13 protein-coding genes are annotated in these 15,638 nt (G+C 39.4%); 4 read left to right on the forward strand and 9 right to left on the reverse strand.

What is annotated here, in order from left to right:
- Positions 1-51 precede the first annotated feature (51 nt).
- The 5 genes from upp to Q0486_RS04360 are packed head-to-tail and all read right to left on the reverse strand — an operon-like array spanning position 52 to position 3,702.
- Positions 52-711, reverse strand: a complete 660-nt coding sequence (upp, locus tag Q0486_RS04340; protein ID WP_299230582.1) for a uracil phosphoribosyltransferase — start codon at positions 709-711, stop codon at positions 52-54.
- A 58-nt stretch (positions 712-769) separates the two neighbouring features.
- Positions 770-1,534 (reverse strand): UDP-2,3-diacylglucosamine diphosphatase, encoded by a 765-nt coding sequence (locus Q0486_RS04345; protein ID WP_299230584.1) that lies wholly within the window; start codon positions 1,532-1,534, stop codon positions 770-772.
- Between the two features lie 36 nt (positions 1,535-1,570).
- Positions 1,571-1,891 (reverse strand): iron-sulfur cluster assembly protein, encoded by a 321-nt coding sequence (locus tag Q0486_RS04350; RefSeq protein ID WP_299230586.1) that lies wholly within the window; start codon positions 1,889-1,891, stop codon positions 1,571-1,573.
- Between the two features lie 54 nt (positions 1,892-1,945).
- Complete coding sequence (radC, locus tag Q0486_RS04355; RefSeq protein WP_299230588.1) at positions 1,946-2,635, reverse strand: DNA repair protein RadC; 690 nt, start codon at positions 2,633-2,635, stop codon at positions 1,946-1,948.
- A complete protein-coding gene (locus tag Q0486_RS04360) occupies positions 2,632-3,702 on the reverse strand; it encodes a glycosyltransferase (RefSeq protein WP_299230591.1) in 1,071 nt (356 codons plus the stop codon). Before Q0486_RS04360 ends, radC begins: the two co-directional genes overlap by 4 nt.
- 275 nt (positions 3,703-3,977) lie before the next feature.
- On the opposite strand from Q0486_RS04360, the gene Q0486_RS04365 reads away from it, so the two are divergent.
- Positions 3,978-5,162, forward strand: coding sequence for a mechanosensitive ion channel domain-containing protein (locus Q0486_RS04365; RefSeq protein ID WP_299230593.1), 1,185 nt, complete (start codon positions 3,978-3,980; stop codon positions 5,160-5,162).
- A 61-nt stretch (positions 5,163-5,223) separates the two neighbouring features.
- Here Q0486_RS04365 and Q0486_RS04370 read toward each other — a convergent pair whose 3' ends face one another.
- The 3 genes from Q0486_RS04370 to Q0486_RS04380 all read right to left on the reverse strand — a co-directional run bounded on the left by Q0486_RS04370 (position 5,224) and on the right by Q0486_RS04380 (position 9,784).
- The gene (locus tag Q0486_RS04370; protein ID WP_299230594.1) at positions 5,224-6,822 is read right to left on the reverse strand and encodes a TrkA C-terminal domain-containing protein; all 1,599 of its coding nucleotides are present in this window, start codon (positions 6,820-6,822) and stop codon (positions 5,224-5,226) included.
- Positions 6,823-6,963: 141 nt separating this feature from the next.
- The gene (locus Q0486_RS04375) at positions 6,964-8,850 is read right to left on the reverse strand and encodes an AAA domain-containing protein (protein ID WP_299230596.1); all 1,887 of its coding nucleotides are present in this window, start codon (positions 8,848-8,850) and stop codon (positions 6,964-6,966) included.
- Between the two features lie 13 nt (positions 8,851-8,863).
- Positions 8,864-9,784: a DMT family transporter gene (locus tag Q0486_RS04380; protein WP_299230598.1), complete on the reverse strand. Its 921-nt coding sequence runs from the start codon at positions 9,782-9,784 to the stop codon at positions 8,864-8,866.
- A gap of 127 nt (positions 9,785-9,911) precedes the next feature.
- Between Q0486_RS04380 and Q0486_RS04385 the strand changes: the two genes are divergently transcribed.
- From Q0486_RS04385 to Q0486_RS04395, 3 genes are all read left to right on the forward strand, one after another.
- Positions 9,912-10,736 carry an AAA family ATPase gene (locus tag Q0486_RS04385; protein ID WP_299230600.1) on the forward strand — a complete coding sequence of 275 codons (825 nt, stop codon included), beginning with the start codon at positions 9,912-9,914 and terminating at the stop codon, positions 10,734-10,736.
- A 75-nt stretch (positions 10,737-10,811) separates the two neighbouring features.
- Positions 10,812-11,807 carry a DUF4435 domain-containing protein gene (locus tag Q0486_RS04390; protein WP_299230602.1) on the forward strand — a complete coding sequence of 332 codons (996 nt, stop codon included), beginning with the start codon at positions 10,812-10,814 and terminating at the stop codon, positions 11,805-11,807.
- Between the two features lie 163 nt (positions 11,808-11,970).
- Positions 11,971-14,673 (forward strand): substrate-binding domain-containing protein, encoded by a 2,703-nt coding sequence (locus Q0486_RS04395; RefSeq protein WP_299230627.1) that lies wholly within the window; start codon positions 11,971-11,973, stop codon positions 14,671-14,673.
- An 83-nt stretch (positions 14,674-14,756) separates the two neighbouring features.
- Here Q0486_RS04395 and Q0486_RS04400 read toward each other — a convergent pair whose 3' ends face one another.
- On the reverse strand, positions 14,757-15,635 hold the full coding sequence (locus Q0486_RS04400) for a carbohydrate kinase (protein ID WP_299230603.1): 879 nt from the start codon (positions 15,633-15,635) through the stop codon (positions 14,757-14,759).
- Between the last annotated feature and the right edge of the window lie 3 nt (positions 15,636-15,638).

Genomic DNA, 15,638 nt, shown 5'->3' on the forward strand with positions numbered 1-15,638 from the left:
TGATATAAAATAAAATGGCATATTAAATTTAATATGCCATTTTATTTTATATCAGATTTTTTCACCATAAGCAAGATCGCCAGCATCTCCCAATCCTGGTACGATATACGAATGTTCATCTATATCTGGGTCTATAGCCCCACACCAAAGAGTTACATCTTGACCTTCAAAAACACGTTTTATTCTGTCAACACCTGGCTGACTTGCAATAATACAAGCAATGATAAGTCTAGCAGGAATTCCTTTTGTTGTGAAAGCTCTCCACGCAAGTTCCAAACTTTCTCCTGTAGCAAGCATTGGATCAACAAGCAAAACAGTCTTATCCGTAAGGTCGGGAGTTGCAATATATTCTATTCTTACATCAAGATCCCTGTGTTCTTTATCCTTATAATAGCGATAAGCAGAAACGAATGCATTTCCAGCCTTGTCAAAAATATTTAAAAAACCATAATGAAGTGGAAGTCCGGCCCTAAATACTGTCGCTATCACAACATTATTATCTGGTGTACTGGCTTCAGCAATACCTAAAGGCGTTTGGATTTTCTTTTTGGAATAGTCAAGGCCTTTGCTTATTTCATACGCCATAAGTTCCCCTATCCTTTCAATGTTTCTACGAAAACGCATTCTGTCTCCCTGAACATTTACATCACGCATCTCAGCCACATACTGATTTAGTATAGAATTGGTTTCTGCAAGGTTTATTACTTTCATAATACTGTTTTTTTTGATGATATAACACTATAGATGTCCTTTTGTTCATAAAAATTCATCAAAGATGTGTTTCACCTTCGATATATTGTTCCAAAAACATATTTTCTCCATCGAACACGGCATATGAAAATTCCGATATCCAATCACCAAGTATCATCATTCTTGACGATTTTGAAAGCATCATATCAAACAGAATATGTCTGTGTCCATATATGAAGTAGTTAATATCAGGATGAGTCTCAAGATATTTCTTTGTAAACAATATAAGAGGTTCTTTATCTTCACCCATATATTCAGGTTCTTTACCATCCTTGCGCTTCATACGACTGTGTTTTGCCCATTCAAGACCGAAGTCTATACTCCATCTCGGATGGAGCATTGAAAACAAGCGTTGCAGTGTTTTACTATGGAATATCATTCTGAGAAGTTTGAATTTTCTGTCATCATCCCCTAATCCATCGCCATGAGCCATAAAAAACTCCTTTCCATAAATCTCACATGTCAATGGAGTACGATGAATAATCATTCCACATTCTTTTTCAAGATAGTCTCCACACCAGATATCATGATTCCCGATAAAGAAATGAACTTCAACTCCGTTGTCAGTAAGTTCTGATATCTTGCCAAGGAAACGTGTATAGCCTTTTGGTACTACAGTCTTGAATTCATACCAGAAATCAAACATATCTCCCAGCATATACACAGCAGCAGCCTTATTCTTAATACTATCGAGAAAATTTACAAGTCGTCTTTCCTGAGTACGAGCGTGAGGTATAGCCCGCGAGCCCAAATGAGCATCGGAAATGAAATATATATTCTTCATCTCATTCATAGTTATACCTTAGTTTTATATTATATTTTACATGAAACCCAACTCTAATTTGGCTTCTTCCGTCATCATATCCTTGTCCCATTCAGGTTCAAACACAAGATTTACCTGTGCCGATGTAACACCATCAACTGATTCTATCTTCTGTCGTACATCCTCCATTATGAAATCTGCAGCCGGGCAGTTTGGAGCTGTAAGCGTCATATCCACTGTCAATTCACCATTGTCCTGAAGATCTATTTTATATATAAGTCCTAAATCATAAACATTTACAGGAATTTCAGGATCATATACTGTCTTCAGCATATCGATTATCTTCTCTTCTATCTTTATTTTTTCTTCGTTGTTCATATATTTATATTTGTTATATTCAATACTGCAAAGATACATAAATTTTACTTTCCATCATATTCTACCTTCATCAGCATAACTATAGTATGCTCCATCGGTAACTATAACATGATCAAGCATACGTATGTTCATCATCTTTGAAGCCTGAAACAAAGCCTGCGTCAACCTGTCGTCGTCAGCACTTGGACGAACATTACCAGATGGATGATTATGACTCAATATCATCGATGTGGCACGTTTCAAAAGAGCTTCACGCAGTATAACACGTACATCAACCTGAGTAGAAGCTAGTCCACCCTGACTTATCCTTGTTACATCAATAACTTTTGAAGCCTGATTAAGAAACATCACCCAACATTCCTCTACAGGTAAATCACACATAAGAGGATGAAAATAACTATAAATATCTTCGGAAGAACGTATAGGTTTTCTTTCTTCCAGTTTTTCGTCTTTTCTTCGTTTGCCAAGTTCTGAGGCTGCAAGAATAGTAATAGCCTTAGCTGGACCTATTCCTTTAAATTTACATAAATCGCTTACAGAACATTTACCCAATGCGCTAAGACTATTATTATACTTATCAAGTACCTTGCGCATCAGTTCCACTGCCGACTCGTCCGTATTTCCAGAACCAATCAGTATGGCTAGCAGTTCTGCATTAGAAAGAGACGAAGCTCCGTGCATGAGCATCTTTTCACGAGGACGGTCTTCTTCGGCCCATTGGTTTATTGATAATCTTTCTGTCATTTATAAAAACTTTTTTCGAATGCAGAAAACGCATCTCTACCATTTATACAACGTTTCCACCATGCAATAAGAAAACCACTTCCATACCCTGTCAACTGAATAAACGATGAAAGTATAGAAATCAATCCTATCTTCAGATTCTTATTCCGTATTGATGAGTCAATAAATATTATTAACGAAAACAACAGTAAAGGCAGGACACCTATTATCAGGAGACAAATTCCCCATGAGTTCATAAGATTATAACTAACTACATCGGGAGTGGAAGACGCCAATGATAATAAATATATTCCACAAAGAATAGCAAGCACTAAAACAAAAACTCCAATCGTAAAAACAGCTGGTAAAATATGTACTAATTTCAACGATTCAGGATATTTTTTATAAAGATTAATACGTGCAATACCTGAATTGTGAACCTGCTTAAAAAATTTTCTCATATCAGTTCTACGCTTATGCCACACCCATGCTTCGGGAAACAGGCGACATGAATACCCACCATTGAATATACGTATACTGAAATCTATATCTTCTCCGAATCGCATATCAGAAAAACCTCCCAATGCCTTATACACATCTGCACGTATACCCATATTGAAACTGCGCGGATAGAACTTATCCATCTTTTTCTTGCCACCACGGATACCTCCTGTAGTAAAAAAAGACGTCATAGAATAGTTGATAGCTTTCTGCGTATCCGTAAACGAATAATGGGCTCTGTCAGGACCTCCAAAAGCGTCAGCTGGTTCAGAAATCAATTCCTCCTCTACTGACTTAAGATAATCTGGGGGAAGTATACAATCGGAATCAAGAACTATAAGATATTCGCCATGACTTCTTTCTGCACCATAATTTCTTGACTGTCCCGGCCCGGAATTTGGTTTGGAATAATATCTGATGTTCATCGAGACAACATATTTATCTACAACATCCTTGCATGGCACAGCCGATCCGTCCTCCACTATAATCACCTCAAAATCAGTATATGTCTGCTGTAATAGGCTCTGCAACAGTTCATCAACTTCGTCCGGACGATTATATACCGGCACTATAATAGAATATCGCATAATCTAAAAAATGAGTTATTTGCAAACTTAATTAAAAGTTTCGCAAAAACAATGAATACTACAAGTTTTTATGACTAAATTTCTTGTTGATACGTTTTAAAAAAATGACAGTTCATTTTAATCAAAATAACAGTCCATTTAAGTCCGAATGACAAAGCATTTTCCAACTATGTTTCATAACAAAAAAATGGCTTTAAAAAAAGAAACCATAAAAATCAAATTTGCACACCTCGGAAAAATCATTTATATTGCATTGAATTTAAGAAATCAAGAAAATGAACTACAAATTAAACGAAGAAATAGCCCTACTCCTTCAAAATATTGGCGTAGGAAAAAGAGATATCAACTGGGGGACACAACTGACTCTACTTGCAGTAATTCTAATAATCACTTACTTGTGTACAAAAGCATTCAGACATATTATAATCCCACTTATCCACAAAATAACAGCACGCACTAAAGCAAAATGGGACGACTATCTATTTAATACAAAAATGATGAAGGCATTCAGCCGTATGATACCACCTATAATACTTTATGCCTTATTACCTTTTGCACTAGACCAATCTCCCAAACTGCTGGATTTCACACTAAAATTTTGTCTGATATACCTGGATATTGTTACCATTCTCCTGATAGGGACATTCCTCAACTCACTATACAACATATCCAGCGAACACGAGAAGCTTAAAAATCGTCCTCTCAAAGGTATATACCAAATGATTAAACTCATAACAATCACCATTGGTATAATAATACTGATAAGCATTCTAATGGATCAGGATCCTACGAGCATACTTGCCGGGCTGGGTGCATCGGCAGCAGTGCTTATGTTGATATTCAAGGACAGCATTTTGGGACTTGTGGCTGGTGTGCAGCTATCAGCAAACGACATGCTGCGTCCGGGTGACTGGATTACGATGACCAAATATGGAGCCGACGGATATGTTATAGAAGTATCGTTGACTACTGTAAAGGTACAGAACTTCGACAAGACAATTACTACAATACCTCCATACGCACTAGTGAGTGACTCATTCCAGAACTGGAGGGGTATGCGTGAGACGGGAGGAAGAAGAATAAAACGTTCGGTAAACATAGATATGAACACAGTACATTTCTGCACACCTGAAGAGATGCAAGGTTTCATTAATAAAGGTCTTATAGACCCAAAAACAGACATAAACGAAAAAAGGGTAAATCTGGAAATCTTCAGGAATTATATTCTAAACTATCTGAACAATCATCCGAAAGTGAACAAAGACCTTATGATTATGGTACGCCAGATGCAACCTGCATCTGAAGGTATGCCACTTGAAATATATTGTTTCTCCGACACACCTGACTGGATTCCTTACGAAACCCTGCAATCAGAAATTTTCGAACATGTAATGGCAATGGTTCAAGAATTCAACCTTCGCTTATTCCAGCGTCCGGCAGGTACGGACTTCAAGTCATAATATACAAAAACATTAATCCCCGACAGCTATCACAATAAAACTGTCGGGAATTAAGTTTTTACTATACCACTACTAATGCTATAAACTGAATAAACAATATCAGGAATACCATTGCAATAGGATAAACCGTTGCATAAGCTACTCCTGGGATATTACTATCAGTCATAGAATCAGCAGCTGCAAGACCAGGCGTACTTGTCATACCACCAGTAATAGTTCCAAGCAGATCGAGCATACTAATCTTAAAAACCAGACGACCTACTATTGCAGCAACCAGCATAGGAACAATAGTAATCAAAGCACCTACACCGAAAAGCAGAAATCCGCTTTCTTGGAAAGTAGAAACTAGATTCTTTCCTGCAGATGTACCGACTTCTGCAAGAAAAAGTAACAATCCCAACTGACGTAAAAGTTGGTTTGCAGGTCCAGACATAGACCAAAGAATAGGACCGGTCTTTCCTATTGCACTAAGGAAAAGAGCCATCATCAATACCCCTCCTGTAAGTCCAGGAGAAAACGACATTCCACTTCCAAAAGAAATATTGAGTTTTCCAAACAATACACCTAAAACAATACCCATCGCTATAGGGAAGAAATCAGTATCAGACAAACGTTTTTCATCATTACCCAATAGACGTCCTACAGCCTGAACACCATCTTGCTCGCCTACTACCATCAGTTTATCACCAAACTTCAATGCCAGTTCAGGTGAAGGTGAAAGATCGATACCACTTCGGCGAATACGTGTAACAGTACAGCCAAAGTTACGTTGGAGATTAAGATCTCCCAACTGTTTGTTTATCATGTCCTTCTTTGTCAATAACAAAGATTCTATCACCTGAGTATTTATCAAAGGTAATTCGCCCTCCTCACGTTGACCAAGCATAAGAGCCAAATTATTAAGTGATTCCTCGCTACCAACAGCTTGAATTATATCACCCTTATTTATAACCAAGGAAGCTGTAGGAACAACTATTTCATTACCGCTCTTCAAACGGGAAACCACTGCACCAGTCAATGCACGTATATTAAGCTGTGCCAGTGTTTTGCCACAAATTGTTTCATTAGTAACATGGAATACACATGTACTTAATTCAGGGAACTGTCCGCGACGCTCCTTCTCAAGGCGCTTTGCTTCCTCATCCAAATCTACACGAAGAAGCTTTGGCAAAAGTTTCACAAAAAGGATCACACCAATAACTCCAAACGGATATGCTATACCGTATGCAATTGAGGCCAATGGTGACTGAGTGCTGTCAATAGCCACTGCAAGACCTGGTGTACTGGTAAGAGCTCCTGCCACAAGTCCCACAACACTTGGCGTATCTATTCCGAAAGCATATTTCAGCCCTATGGCCGTGAGACATGCCGACGCAATGATAAGCACTGTAATAAGAATTAGAGTCTTGCCCTTGGTACGGAAAGAATCAAAGAATCCGGGGCCGGCCTGAATACCGATTGTAAAGATAAACAACACTAACCCGAAGTTTCCAAGTTCCTTTGGAATTGAAACTCCCCAATGGCCGAAAGCCAGGGCAATAAAGATCACGGCTGATACATCCAGAGATAATCCCTTTATCTTGATGCGTCCAAGCATAAAGCCTAGGGCAACAATCAGGAATACAGAGAAATAAGACGATTGTAATAAGTCGTTAAACATAAAAATTAAATTGTGATTAATAAGTACGCAAATATAAACAAAACCTAATGAATTACAAAGTGAAAACACCGTTTTCGACTTATAACCATTAGGTTCTGCAAATATTATATCAAGTTAATAATTAACGACTTATACAATATATCAAACTAAGCTCTCTATATACTCGTTAAGTTTCTTATAGAAAGGATGTTTCGTCAGTGTTGCAACATCTCCCAAAATGATTAGTTTCATCCTTGCACGTGTTATCGCCACATTCATTCGTCGCAAGTCATTAAGGAAGCCAATCTGTCCTTCCTCATTGGCTCTTACAAGACTTATGAGTATTACATCACGCTCCTGTCCCTGAAAACCATCTACGGTATTGACAGTAATAAACTGACGATACGGCTTGAACCATGCATCCTTGCGTATCAGCTGACGGAGATACTGCACCTGCGCCTTGTATGGAGAAATCACTCCCACATCTATACGCTCGTCAAGAAAGCGTTCGCGCCCTATCTTCTCTATATATTCCTTCAGTTTTCCAACAGATAGTTCAGCTTCCTGCTTGTTTATACGGCCATAATTCTCGCCTATGAACTCTTCGTTGCAGTCCATACCCTCTGTATTTACCCATTCTATCGGGGTATCAAAATCAAGGATACTGCGATATTTCACTTCGGGAGCCGACTGCAACATTCCGCCATAGAACCAGTCGGAAGAAAAACGCATTATCTCATTGTTCATTCTGTACTGCACTTTAAGAAGAGAGACAGCCTGCGGCTTATTTGCCACTATGCTTTGCATCAGTGTATGTCCCAATCCTCCACGTAATGCCACAGGGCTTTTCACCGTTGGAGGAAGCTGGCAATGATCGCCCGCCAATATCACACGGTCAGCCTTGGCAATAGGAATCCAGCATGCTGCCTCCAATGCCTGTGCAGCCTCATCAATAAACAATGTACCGAACTTATGACCTATAAGTACACGGTTCGCACTGCTCACCAATGTACAGGATATGACTCTCGCCTCGGCAAACAATGATTCGTTTATCCTTATCTCCAACTCAGTGGCACGGTCTTTCAGAGAATTGATCTTCAGTCTGATGCTCTCCCTGTCGGCACCTTTACGGTTAGCTGAATACAATTCACGGATAGCCTTTCTTATGCTCCACAGCTGTGAATAATCCGGATGCGACTCAAATTTCCTTTCGTATGTAAACGAAAGCATCTTGTCATTCACACGCGAAGGATTTCCTATTCTCAATACACTTACACCCCTATCGACAAGCTTTTCGCTTATCCAATCGACAGCCATATTACTCTGCGCGCATACCATCACCTGGTTTTCACGGTGAAGCGTTTCGTATATAGCTTCTACAAGAGTAGTAGTTTTTCCTGTTCCGGGAGGCCCGTGTACAATAGCCACATCCTTGGCATGAAGAACCTTATTGACAGCCTCTTCCTGAGTGCGGTTAAGCCACGGAAATCTGATAGGACTGAAAGAGAACTCCGATACAGGCTGCTGTCCGTGAAAGATATCACGCAACTCGGCAAGACGGTTGTTCTTTGCACCTATCACGCGGTTCAATGCTTCAAACATCAGCCGATAGGAAGTTTCGTCAAAATACAGCTGTACTCCAAGCACATCATATCTCTGCAAGGCAATCATGGCATCCGGCCCTGGAAGTATCACCACCATACGGTCCTCATCTACATAATTCACCGTTGCAACGAAATTCATATATGTCAGTCGCCCGCCGGCATCCTGAGTAAAGAAACACACAGGACGGCCATACTCAAAGAGATGCTCTATCTCCTTGTCCTCGGTACGGAATATCTCCACCACAAACTGGTTGAGAGCATTATAGTAACTTCTTCCCACAGATATAGGATACCAGCACATTCCACGCTTCACTTTTCGCCCTATACCCATCACCTCAGTCTGCTGACGGAACTGTTCTTTTTCATACTCATATTCCGACTTAAGCAATTCATAATGATGCTGAAGATGAAGCACCGGAGACACTATATACGATTTTTCCTTCATTTACAGATTCTGATTATTTAGATGAAGATTCTTCCTTTAGCATTTCAGCGCGCGACTTACTCTGAGTTACAAGATATACACCTGCAAAAATTGATATTGCAGCAATTGCCTTTACCCATCCGAACGATGACATACCCATCAGTATTGCCACACTAGAGCCTACTACCGGTTGCATATAGTTATACATGCTGACAACAGTAGGACGAAGCGTCTTCTGGCCTACAAGCATAAGAATATATGCAAAATATGTTCCGAAAAGTATCACATATCCTACCTGCATCCATACCTCCATTGGTATCTCGGCAAACTGCATTTCCGAGAAATCCCTATATGAAAAAGGAATAAAACATATTGCTGCATAGCTGAACATCCATTTCATCAGAGTAAACACACTGTATTTGGATATAAGTTTCTTGAATATTGTAAGATAGCAAGCAAAGCTTATCTGTGCAGTTACACACAACACATCGCCTAACACACTTCCCTCCTTCTCGCTGCCACCGGCATTACTGAGGATAAGAGCCAAAGCACCGACAGATCCTAAAAGAATACCACCAACTTTAAGCGGAGTTACAGGCTCTTTAAGAAATATGGCTGCCAGTATCATCGTAACGATAGGCATAGTGGTAGTCATAATGGAAGCATCCACCGGAGAGGTTAGTGACAAACCGAAAGTATAACATCCCTGATTGCATACGATCCCAAGCATTGACGCAAAAAACAATAACATAAGATCACGGGACGGAACTTCTTCTTTCCTGACAAACAATGATGTTATCCAAAAACATACCGCACCACCTATCATACGCATATTGGCAAGTGCCAGTCCGGAAATACCAGCCTCCATAGCAGCCTTACCTATAGGTGCCATAAGTCCCCACATACTGGCAGCTAACAGCAATGCCAGATGTGCCTTGAAATTAGTAGTTTTCATTTCTTTTTACCTTAATTTTATAATTGCTGCAAAGTTACAAGATATTTGAAAAATTGATAAACGACGGTTGATTTATTCAAAGAGAATAACTAAATTTGTTGGACAAGAATAATAAAATAACAAAAAAATGAAGAAACAAGCCGAGTTCATAAAGCGTATTGTCATAAAAGGCCTTTGGGGCAGAAAAGACATTGCATGGGATTTGAGAAAAGATGTCAATATCCTTAGTGGAGTGAACGGTATTGGAAAAAGTTCCATACTCAACAGTTCCGTTAGAAGACTGAACGAAAACAATGAAGTACAGCTCACAAACGGAATAAAGGATATAGTGACATTCACATTCAGCCCGGAGGATGCAGATTTTATACCTTTCGACGTTATCCGCAGTTTCGACCGTCCGCTTATAGACTTCGGACTGTTGAAAAAGATCGGTGATCAGGATGTACGTACGGAACTCGACTGGCAACTTTACCAACTACAACGACGTTACCTGGATTATCAGGTAAACATCGGGAACAGAATCATTGAACTACTGACATGCGGAGATCCAGAGAAACAGATGATGGCAGCCGAAATTTCTAAACCTAAAACAAAATTTCAGGACCTGATAGACGAACTGTTTGCCGAAACAGGAAAGAAAATAAACCGCAAAAGCAATGAAATTCTCATCGAACAGGATGGAGAAATTCTCACTCCTTATAAACTTTCGTCAGGAGAAAAACAAATGCTGGTCATTCTACTGACAGTACTTGTACAGGACAATGCCCACTGTGCACTGTTCATGGACGAACCCGAGATTTCACTTCATATAGAATGGCAACAAAGGCTCATAACACTTATCAGAAGTCTTAATCCTAACGTACAGATTATCCTGACAACACATTCTCCGGCTCTCATCATGAACGGTTGGGTAGATGCAGTGACCGAAGTGAGCGACATTACTACTAATTAGTCTCTAAGTTTTTATAGTTTGTAAACACCTTAAGTACAAACTTAAAAGCTTAAAACTCAAAACTTTGAAATTAATATGGGAAAACGACTTACGGAAAACCTTTCATCATTATATATAGGTGCGGCCAACAATCTGAAGCCCAAACATGCAAAAAGGAAAATAGTGGCGTATGTAGAGAGCTATGACGACATTTCGTTCTGGCGTGCCCTGCTCTCGGAGTATGAAAACGACAAGGTTTATTTCGAAGTTATGCTTCCATCGCAAAGTTCGCTCGCCAAAGGTAAAAAGACCGTACTCATGAACCAGTTGGGAAAACAACTTGGTGAAAACATGATAGCCTGTGTAGACAGCGACTATGACTACCTTCTGCAAGGACGTACCAACACATCGCGCTACATGATAGAATGTCCGTATGTACTGCAGACTTATGCCTATGCCATAGAAAATTTTCACTGCTATGCCGAAGGTTTGCACGATGTATGCGTAACAGCAACACTCAATGACCACAAGCTTATAGACTTTCCGGCATTTATGAAAGCATACTCGGAAATTGCATGGCCACTTTTTGTATGGTCCGTTTGGTTTTATAGGAAACACATTCTTGCCGAATTCTCACTACTTGATTTCTGTTCTTATGTCAAACTGGATCAAGTGAGTACACGTTATCCAGAACGTAGCCTTGAACACATGGCAAAGAAAGTAGAAAAAAAACTACGGGATCTTGAACGCAGACATCCTGAAGCCAAACAGGAAATAGAAGACTTAAAGAAGGAACTACCTACACTTGGAGTAACTTCCGATAGTACGTACATGTTTATTCAGGGACATCACATAATGGACAATGTCGTTCTACGTCTGCTCATACCAGTATGCACCGTCCTCAGACGCGAGAGAGAACAACAGATTCATGACCTTGCTCTACATAGTTTGCAACTTCATAACGAACTGACCAATTACCAACGTTCCCAAATTGGTGTAGAAGTCGTTATACACAAGAACGTTAATTATAAAGGTTCACCTCTGTATGCCAGAATTCGTGCAGATGTTGAGAATCTTTTGAAAAAAATTTAAACCACAGAATATCACAATATTTACACAGATTATTATAAGACATTTGTAATTTGTTCATTTATTATCTACCTTTGTTCTTAATTTATTACTCCATTTCAATAAAATGCAGCATATCAGTTTCAAACATATAGTTTTCATTTTCTGCATAGCGGCATCTGTTGTCATGCTGATTTTAATATTTTCCATATCCGGTAAAAAACGTAGTCCAGTTATAGGAGTTTCGCAATGTAGCAGTGATGAATGGAGAAACAGCATGAACGAAGAAATATTACGTGAAGCTCTATTCTATCCGGGACTGAAAGTGGAAATAAAATCAGGAGAAGACAATAATCTTAAACAGATAAAAGATATAGAAGATTTTATAGCAAAAGGTGTAGATTTGCTAATAGTGTCCCCCAACGAAGCTGAAGCTATAACACCTGTAATAGAAAAAGCATACGACGGAGGAATTCCAGTTGTACTGGTAGACAGAAAAATAACTTCGGACAAATATACAGCATTCGTGGGAGGAGACAATTACTTGATAGGTCAGCAGATTGGAACTTATATTGCAGGGAGATTGAACGGACACGGAAGAATGGTTGAGCTGACCGGACTCAAAGGTTCTACACCAGCCAGGGAAAGACAAAAGGGAATGAACCATATATTGAAAGACTTTCCTGATATAGAAATAATATCCACTGCAGACGCAGCATGGCTTAAGGAAAATGCGGAACACAAATTTGATTCAATACTTTCAATACACAACAATATCAATTTGGTTTTTGCCCAAAACGACCCTATGGCATCAGGAGCTTATGAAGCGGCGAAAAAAAGAGGGCGCGAAAAAGAAATGTTATTTGTTGGAGTGGACGCTTTGGCTGGCGAAAAGTTAGGTGTAGACTTAGTGACAAACGGCATCCTTGACGCAACTTTTATATATCCCACTGGAGGAGACAAAGCTGTGCAGGTAGCGATGAGAATACTGGAGAAAAAATCTTACGATAGGGAAAATCTACTTTCATCAGCATTGGTAAACGCTGGAAATGCCAGAATAATGCAAATGCAGACGGCACATATCAGAACCCTAGACGGAAAAATTGAGTTCCTAAATGGAAAGCTCGACACATACCTCATGAGGTATTCATCACAAAAAATGTTCCTTTACGCATGTATAATTATAGCGGTTCTACTTGCTGTTTTGTTATTCTTTGTAGTCAGGGCATATTGGACAAAAATAAGACTTAATGCCGAATTATCCAATCAGAAACAGCAATTGGAAGAACAAAGGGATCAGCTTATTGATCTTTCACATAAATTGGAAGAAGCGACCAAAGCTAAACTGTCTTTTTTCACAAATGTGTCACACGATTTCCGTACGCCTCTTACTCTCATTGCCGATCCAGTAAAGCGACTACTGGAAAGCAAGAATATAAAAGAGGAAGAGAAATTCCTCCTCAATATTATAAACAAAAATGTAACTGTTCTTCTCAGACTGATAAATCAAATAATGGATTTCCGTAAATTTGAAAACGGAAAGCTGGAAATGCATCTCTCTGAATTCAACATAATGGACTGTATGAAAGAATGGGCAGAGGCGTTTCGTACATTAAGCTACAGAAAACATATCACATTCAGGTTTAACGCTGATGAAGGCGATTATAACATCATAGCAGATGCAGAAATGCTGGAAAGAATAACTTATAACCTGTTGTCTAATGCTTTCAAATTTACACCGGAAAACGGCTGTATAAGCATCTGCTTACATAGGGGAACAGATGAGAAAATTACAATGAGATTTACTGACACAGGCACAGGTATGCCTGCGGAACACGTTAAACACATTTTCGAGAGTTTCTATCAAATAGACGTACATCATGCCGGTTCAGGAATAGGTCTTGCACTTGTTAAAGCATTTGTTGAAATGCATCATGGAGAGATTAATGTGGAAAGCACTGAAGGTAGCGGTACTGTATTCACTATCTGTATTCCTGTAAAACAGGATGGAACTGTAACAGGAAGTGTTGACCGTAAAGCTCTGCTTAACAATCTTAAAGAAGGTGCTGTAGTTATGGCAGATCAGGAAAGTCTTAAGGCAGAAAACAATAATGCAGGCAAAAAAGATGTATCGAAAGGAATAGTGCTTGTTATTGACGACAATCAGGATGTCAGAGACTACGTGAAATCATTACTGGAAGATGAATATTCTGTAATGGAAGCTGGTAATGGAGAAGAAGGATTGAAACTTGCTATTGCCGGAGTGCCAGACGTGATAATCTGCGATGTGATGATGCCTGTAATGGATGGTATGGAATGCTGCCGCCGTCTGAAGGAAGAACCACGCACATCACATATTCCTGTAATGATGCTCACGGCATACTCAATGGACGAACAGAAGATAAAAGGATATGAATGTGGTGCGGATTCATACATATCCAAGCCATTCAGTTCTGAACTTCTGATGGCCAGACTGCACAATCTGATAGATAACCGCAAAAGACTGAAAGATTTCTTCGGAGACAAGACATTGACCAATGCTACTCCTCTGGCAGATACAGACAAAGGTTTTGTGGAAAAGCTGCGCCGTCTGATTGATGAGAATATCGGTAATGCCGATTTCAGCGTAGAAGAAATGGGAGAACAGATAGGATTCAGCCGCGTACAGCTGTACAGAAAGGCTAAAGCATTGACAGGATATACACCTAACGAGTTATTAAGAATAGCAAGACTTAATAAAGCAAATGCTATTATAAAAACTTCAAGTGAAAAAAGTATATCGGAAATAGCATACGAAGTAGGATTTTCATCACCTTCATACTTCACTAAATGCTATAAAGAGTTTTTTGGGGAGAATCCTACTGATGTATTAAAGAAAAAGCAAGCATAACATAAAAAACGGTTGTTGAATTTAATATACAAAGTTTCAACAACCGCTCATACTATATTTATAAACTATTAACCTATGTCATATTAATCCAGATACACATCTGGCAACACAGGCATTGCACCATTCTGTGTACATACGTATGCAGATACTTTTACTGCAAGCTCGTGAGCTTCGCGTACTGATTTTCCTTTAAGAATGGAAGCTACAAATGTAGCAGTAAATGAATCACCCGCTCCTACTGTATCAGCAACAACAACCTTTGGAGTCTCTACAAATGAGACACAACCTGGAGTAAATACATAACTTCCGTTCACTCCACAAGTCAGTATAAGCATTTTCAGATTATACTTGGCAAGAAGAATCCAGCATTTGTCCTGAAGATCAATACCAGGATAACCGAACATACGGCTCACTGTCACCAGTTCCTCATCATTTATCTTCAGTATATTACATTTACTGAATGAGTTACAAAGTATCTCCTTGGTATAAAAGCCCTGACGAAGATTTATATCAAATATCTTCAATATATCATCACCTTCGGGCATAGCGTCAATAAAACGGTTGATTGTCTCACGAGATACAACACTGCGCTGTGCCAAAGAGCCGAAACACACTGCACGAGTATGACGGGCCAAATCTTCCAGAGCAGGAGTAAAAGGAATATTATCCCATGCAACACCTTCCTTGATGTCATAACAGGGAACACCTTCAGCATCCAGTTCTACCTGCACAGTTCCTGTAGGATAAGGAACTGTTTCTACTATTCCATAAAGTTTCTTTTCACGGAAATTTTCAAGAATTTCTGTGCCAAGTTTATCATCGCCAACAGCACTTACTACTCGGCTGTTAAGACCGAATTGTGAAATGTGGTATGCAAAATTTGCAGGGGCACCACCCAATTTCTTTCCTTCGGGAAGCACATCCCATAATGCTTCACCCATTCCTACTACTATATCGTTCATGAT

This window comes from uncultured Bacteroides sp. (assembly GCF_937912035.1).
Taxonomy (GTDB): domain Bacteria; phylum Bacteroidota; class Bacteroidia; order Bacteroidales; family Bacteroidaceae; genus Phocaeicola.

Bases quoted from the DNA above. Each gene is read 5' to 3' on its own strand.
- radC (WP_299230588.1), bottom strand. From the start codon at position 2,635: ATGACAGAAAGATTATCAATAAACCAATGGGCCGAAGAAGACCGTCCT.
- Q0486_RS04390 (WP_299230602.1), top strand. From the start codon at position 10,812: ATGGGAAAACGACTTACGGAAAACCTTTCATCATTATATATAGGTGCG.
- Q0486_RS04350 (WP_299230586.1), bottom strand. From the start codon at position 1,891: ATGAACAACGAAGAAAAAATAAAGATAGAAGAGAAGATAATCGATATG.
- Q0486_RS04375 (WP_299230596.1), bottom strand. From the start codon at position 8,850: ATGAAGGAAAAATCGTATATAGTGTCTCCGGTGCTTCATCTTCAGCAT.
- Q0486_RS04345 (WP_299230584.1), bottom strand. From the start codon at position 1,534: ATGAAGAATATATATTTCATTTCCGATGCTCATTTGGGCTCGCGGGCT.
- upp (WP_299230582.1), bottom strand. From the start codon at position 711: ATGAAAGTAATAAACCTTGCAGAAACCAATTCTATACTAAATCAGTAT.
- Q0486_RS04400 (WP_299230603.1), bottom strand. From the start codon at position 15,635: ATGAACGATATAGTAGTAGGAATGGGTGAAGCATTATGGGATGTGCTT.
- Q0486_RS04385 (WP_299230600.1), top strand. From the start codon at position 9,912: ATGAAGAAACAAGCCGAGTTCATAAAGCGTATTGTCATAAAAGGCCTT.
- Q0486_RS04365 (WP_299230593.1), top strand. From the start codon at position 3,978: ATGAACTACAAATTAAACGAAGAAATAGCCCTACTCCTTCAAAATATT.
- Q0486_RS04395 (WP_299230627.1), top strand. From the start codon at position 11,971: ATGCTGATTTTAATATTTTCCATATCCGGTAAAAAACGTAGTCCAGTT.
- Q0486_RS04360 (WP_299230591.1), bottom strand. From the start codon at position 3,702: ATGCGATATTCTATTATAGTGCCGGTATATAATCGTCCGGACGAAGTT.
- Q0486_RS04380 (WP_299230598.1), bottom strand. From the start codon at position 9,784: ATGAAAACTACTAATTTCAAGGCACATCTGGCATTGCTGTTAGCTGCC.
- Q0486_RS04370 (WP_299230594.1), bottom strand. From the start codon at position 6,822: ATGTTTAACGACTTATTACAATCGTCTTATTTCTCTGTATTCCTGATT.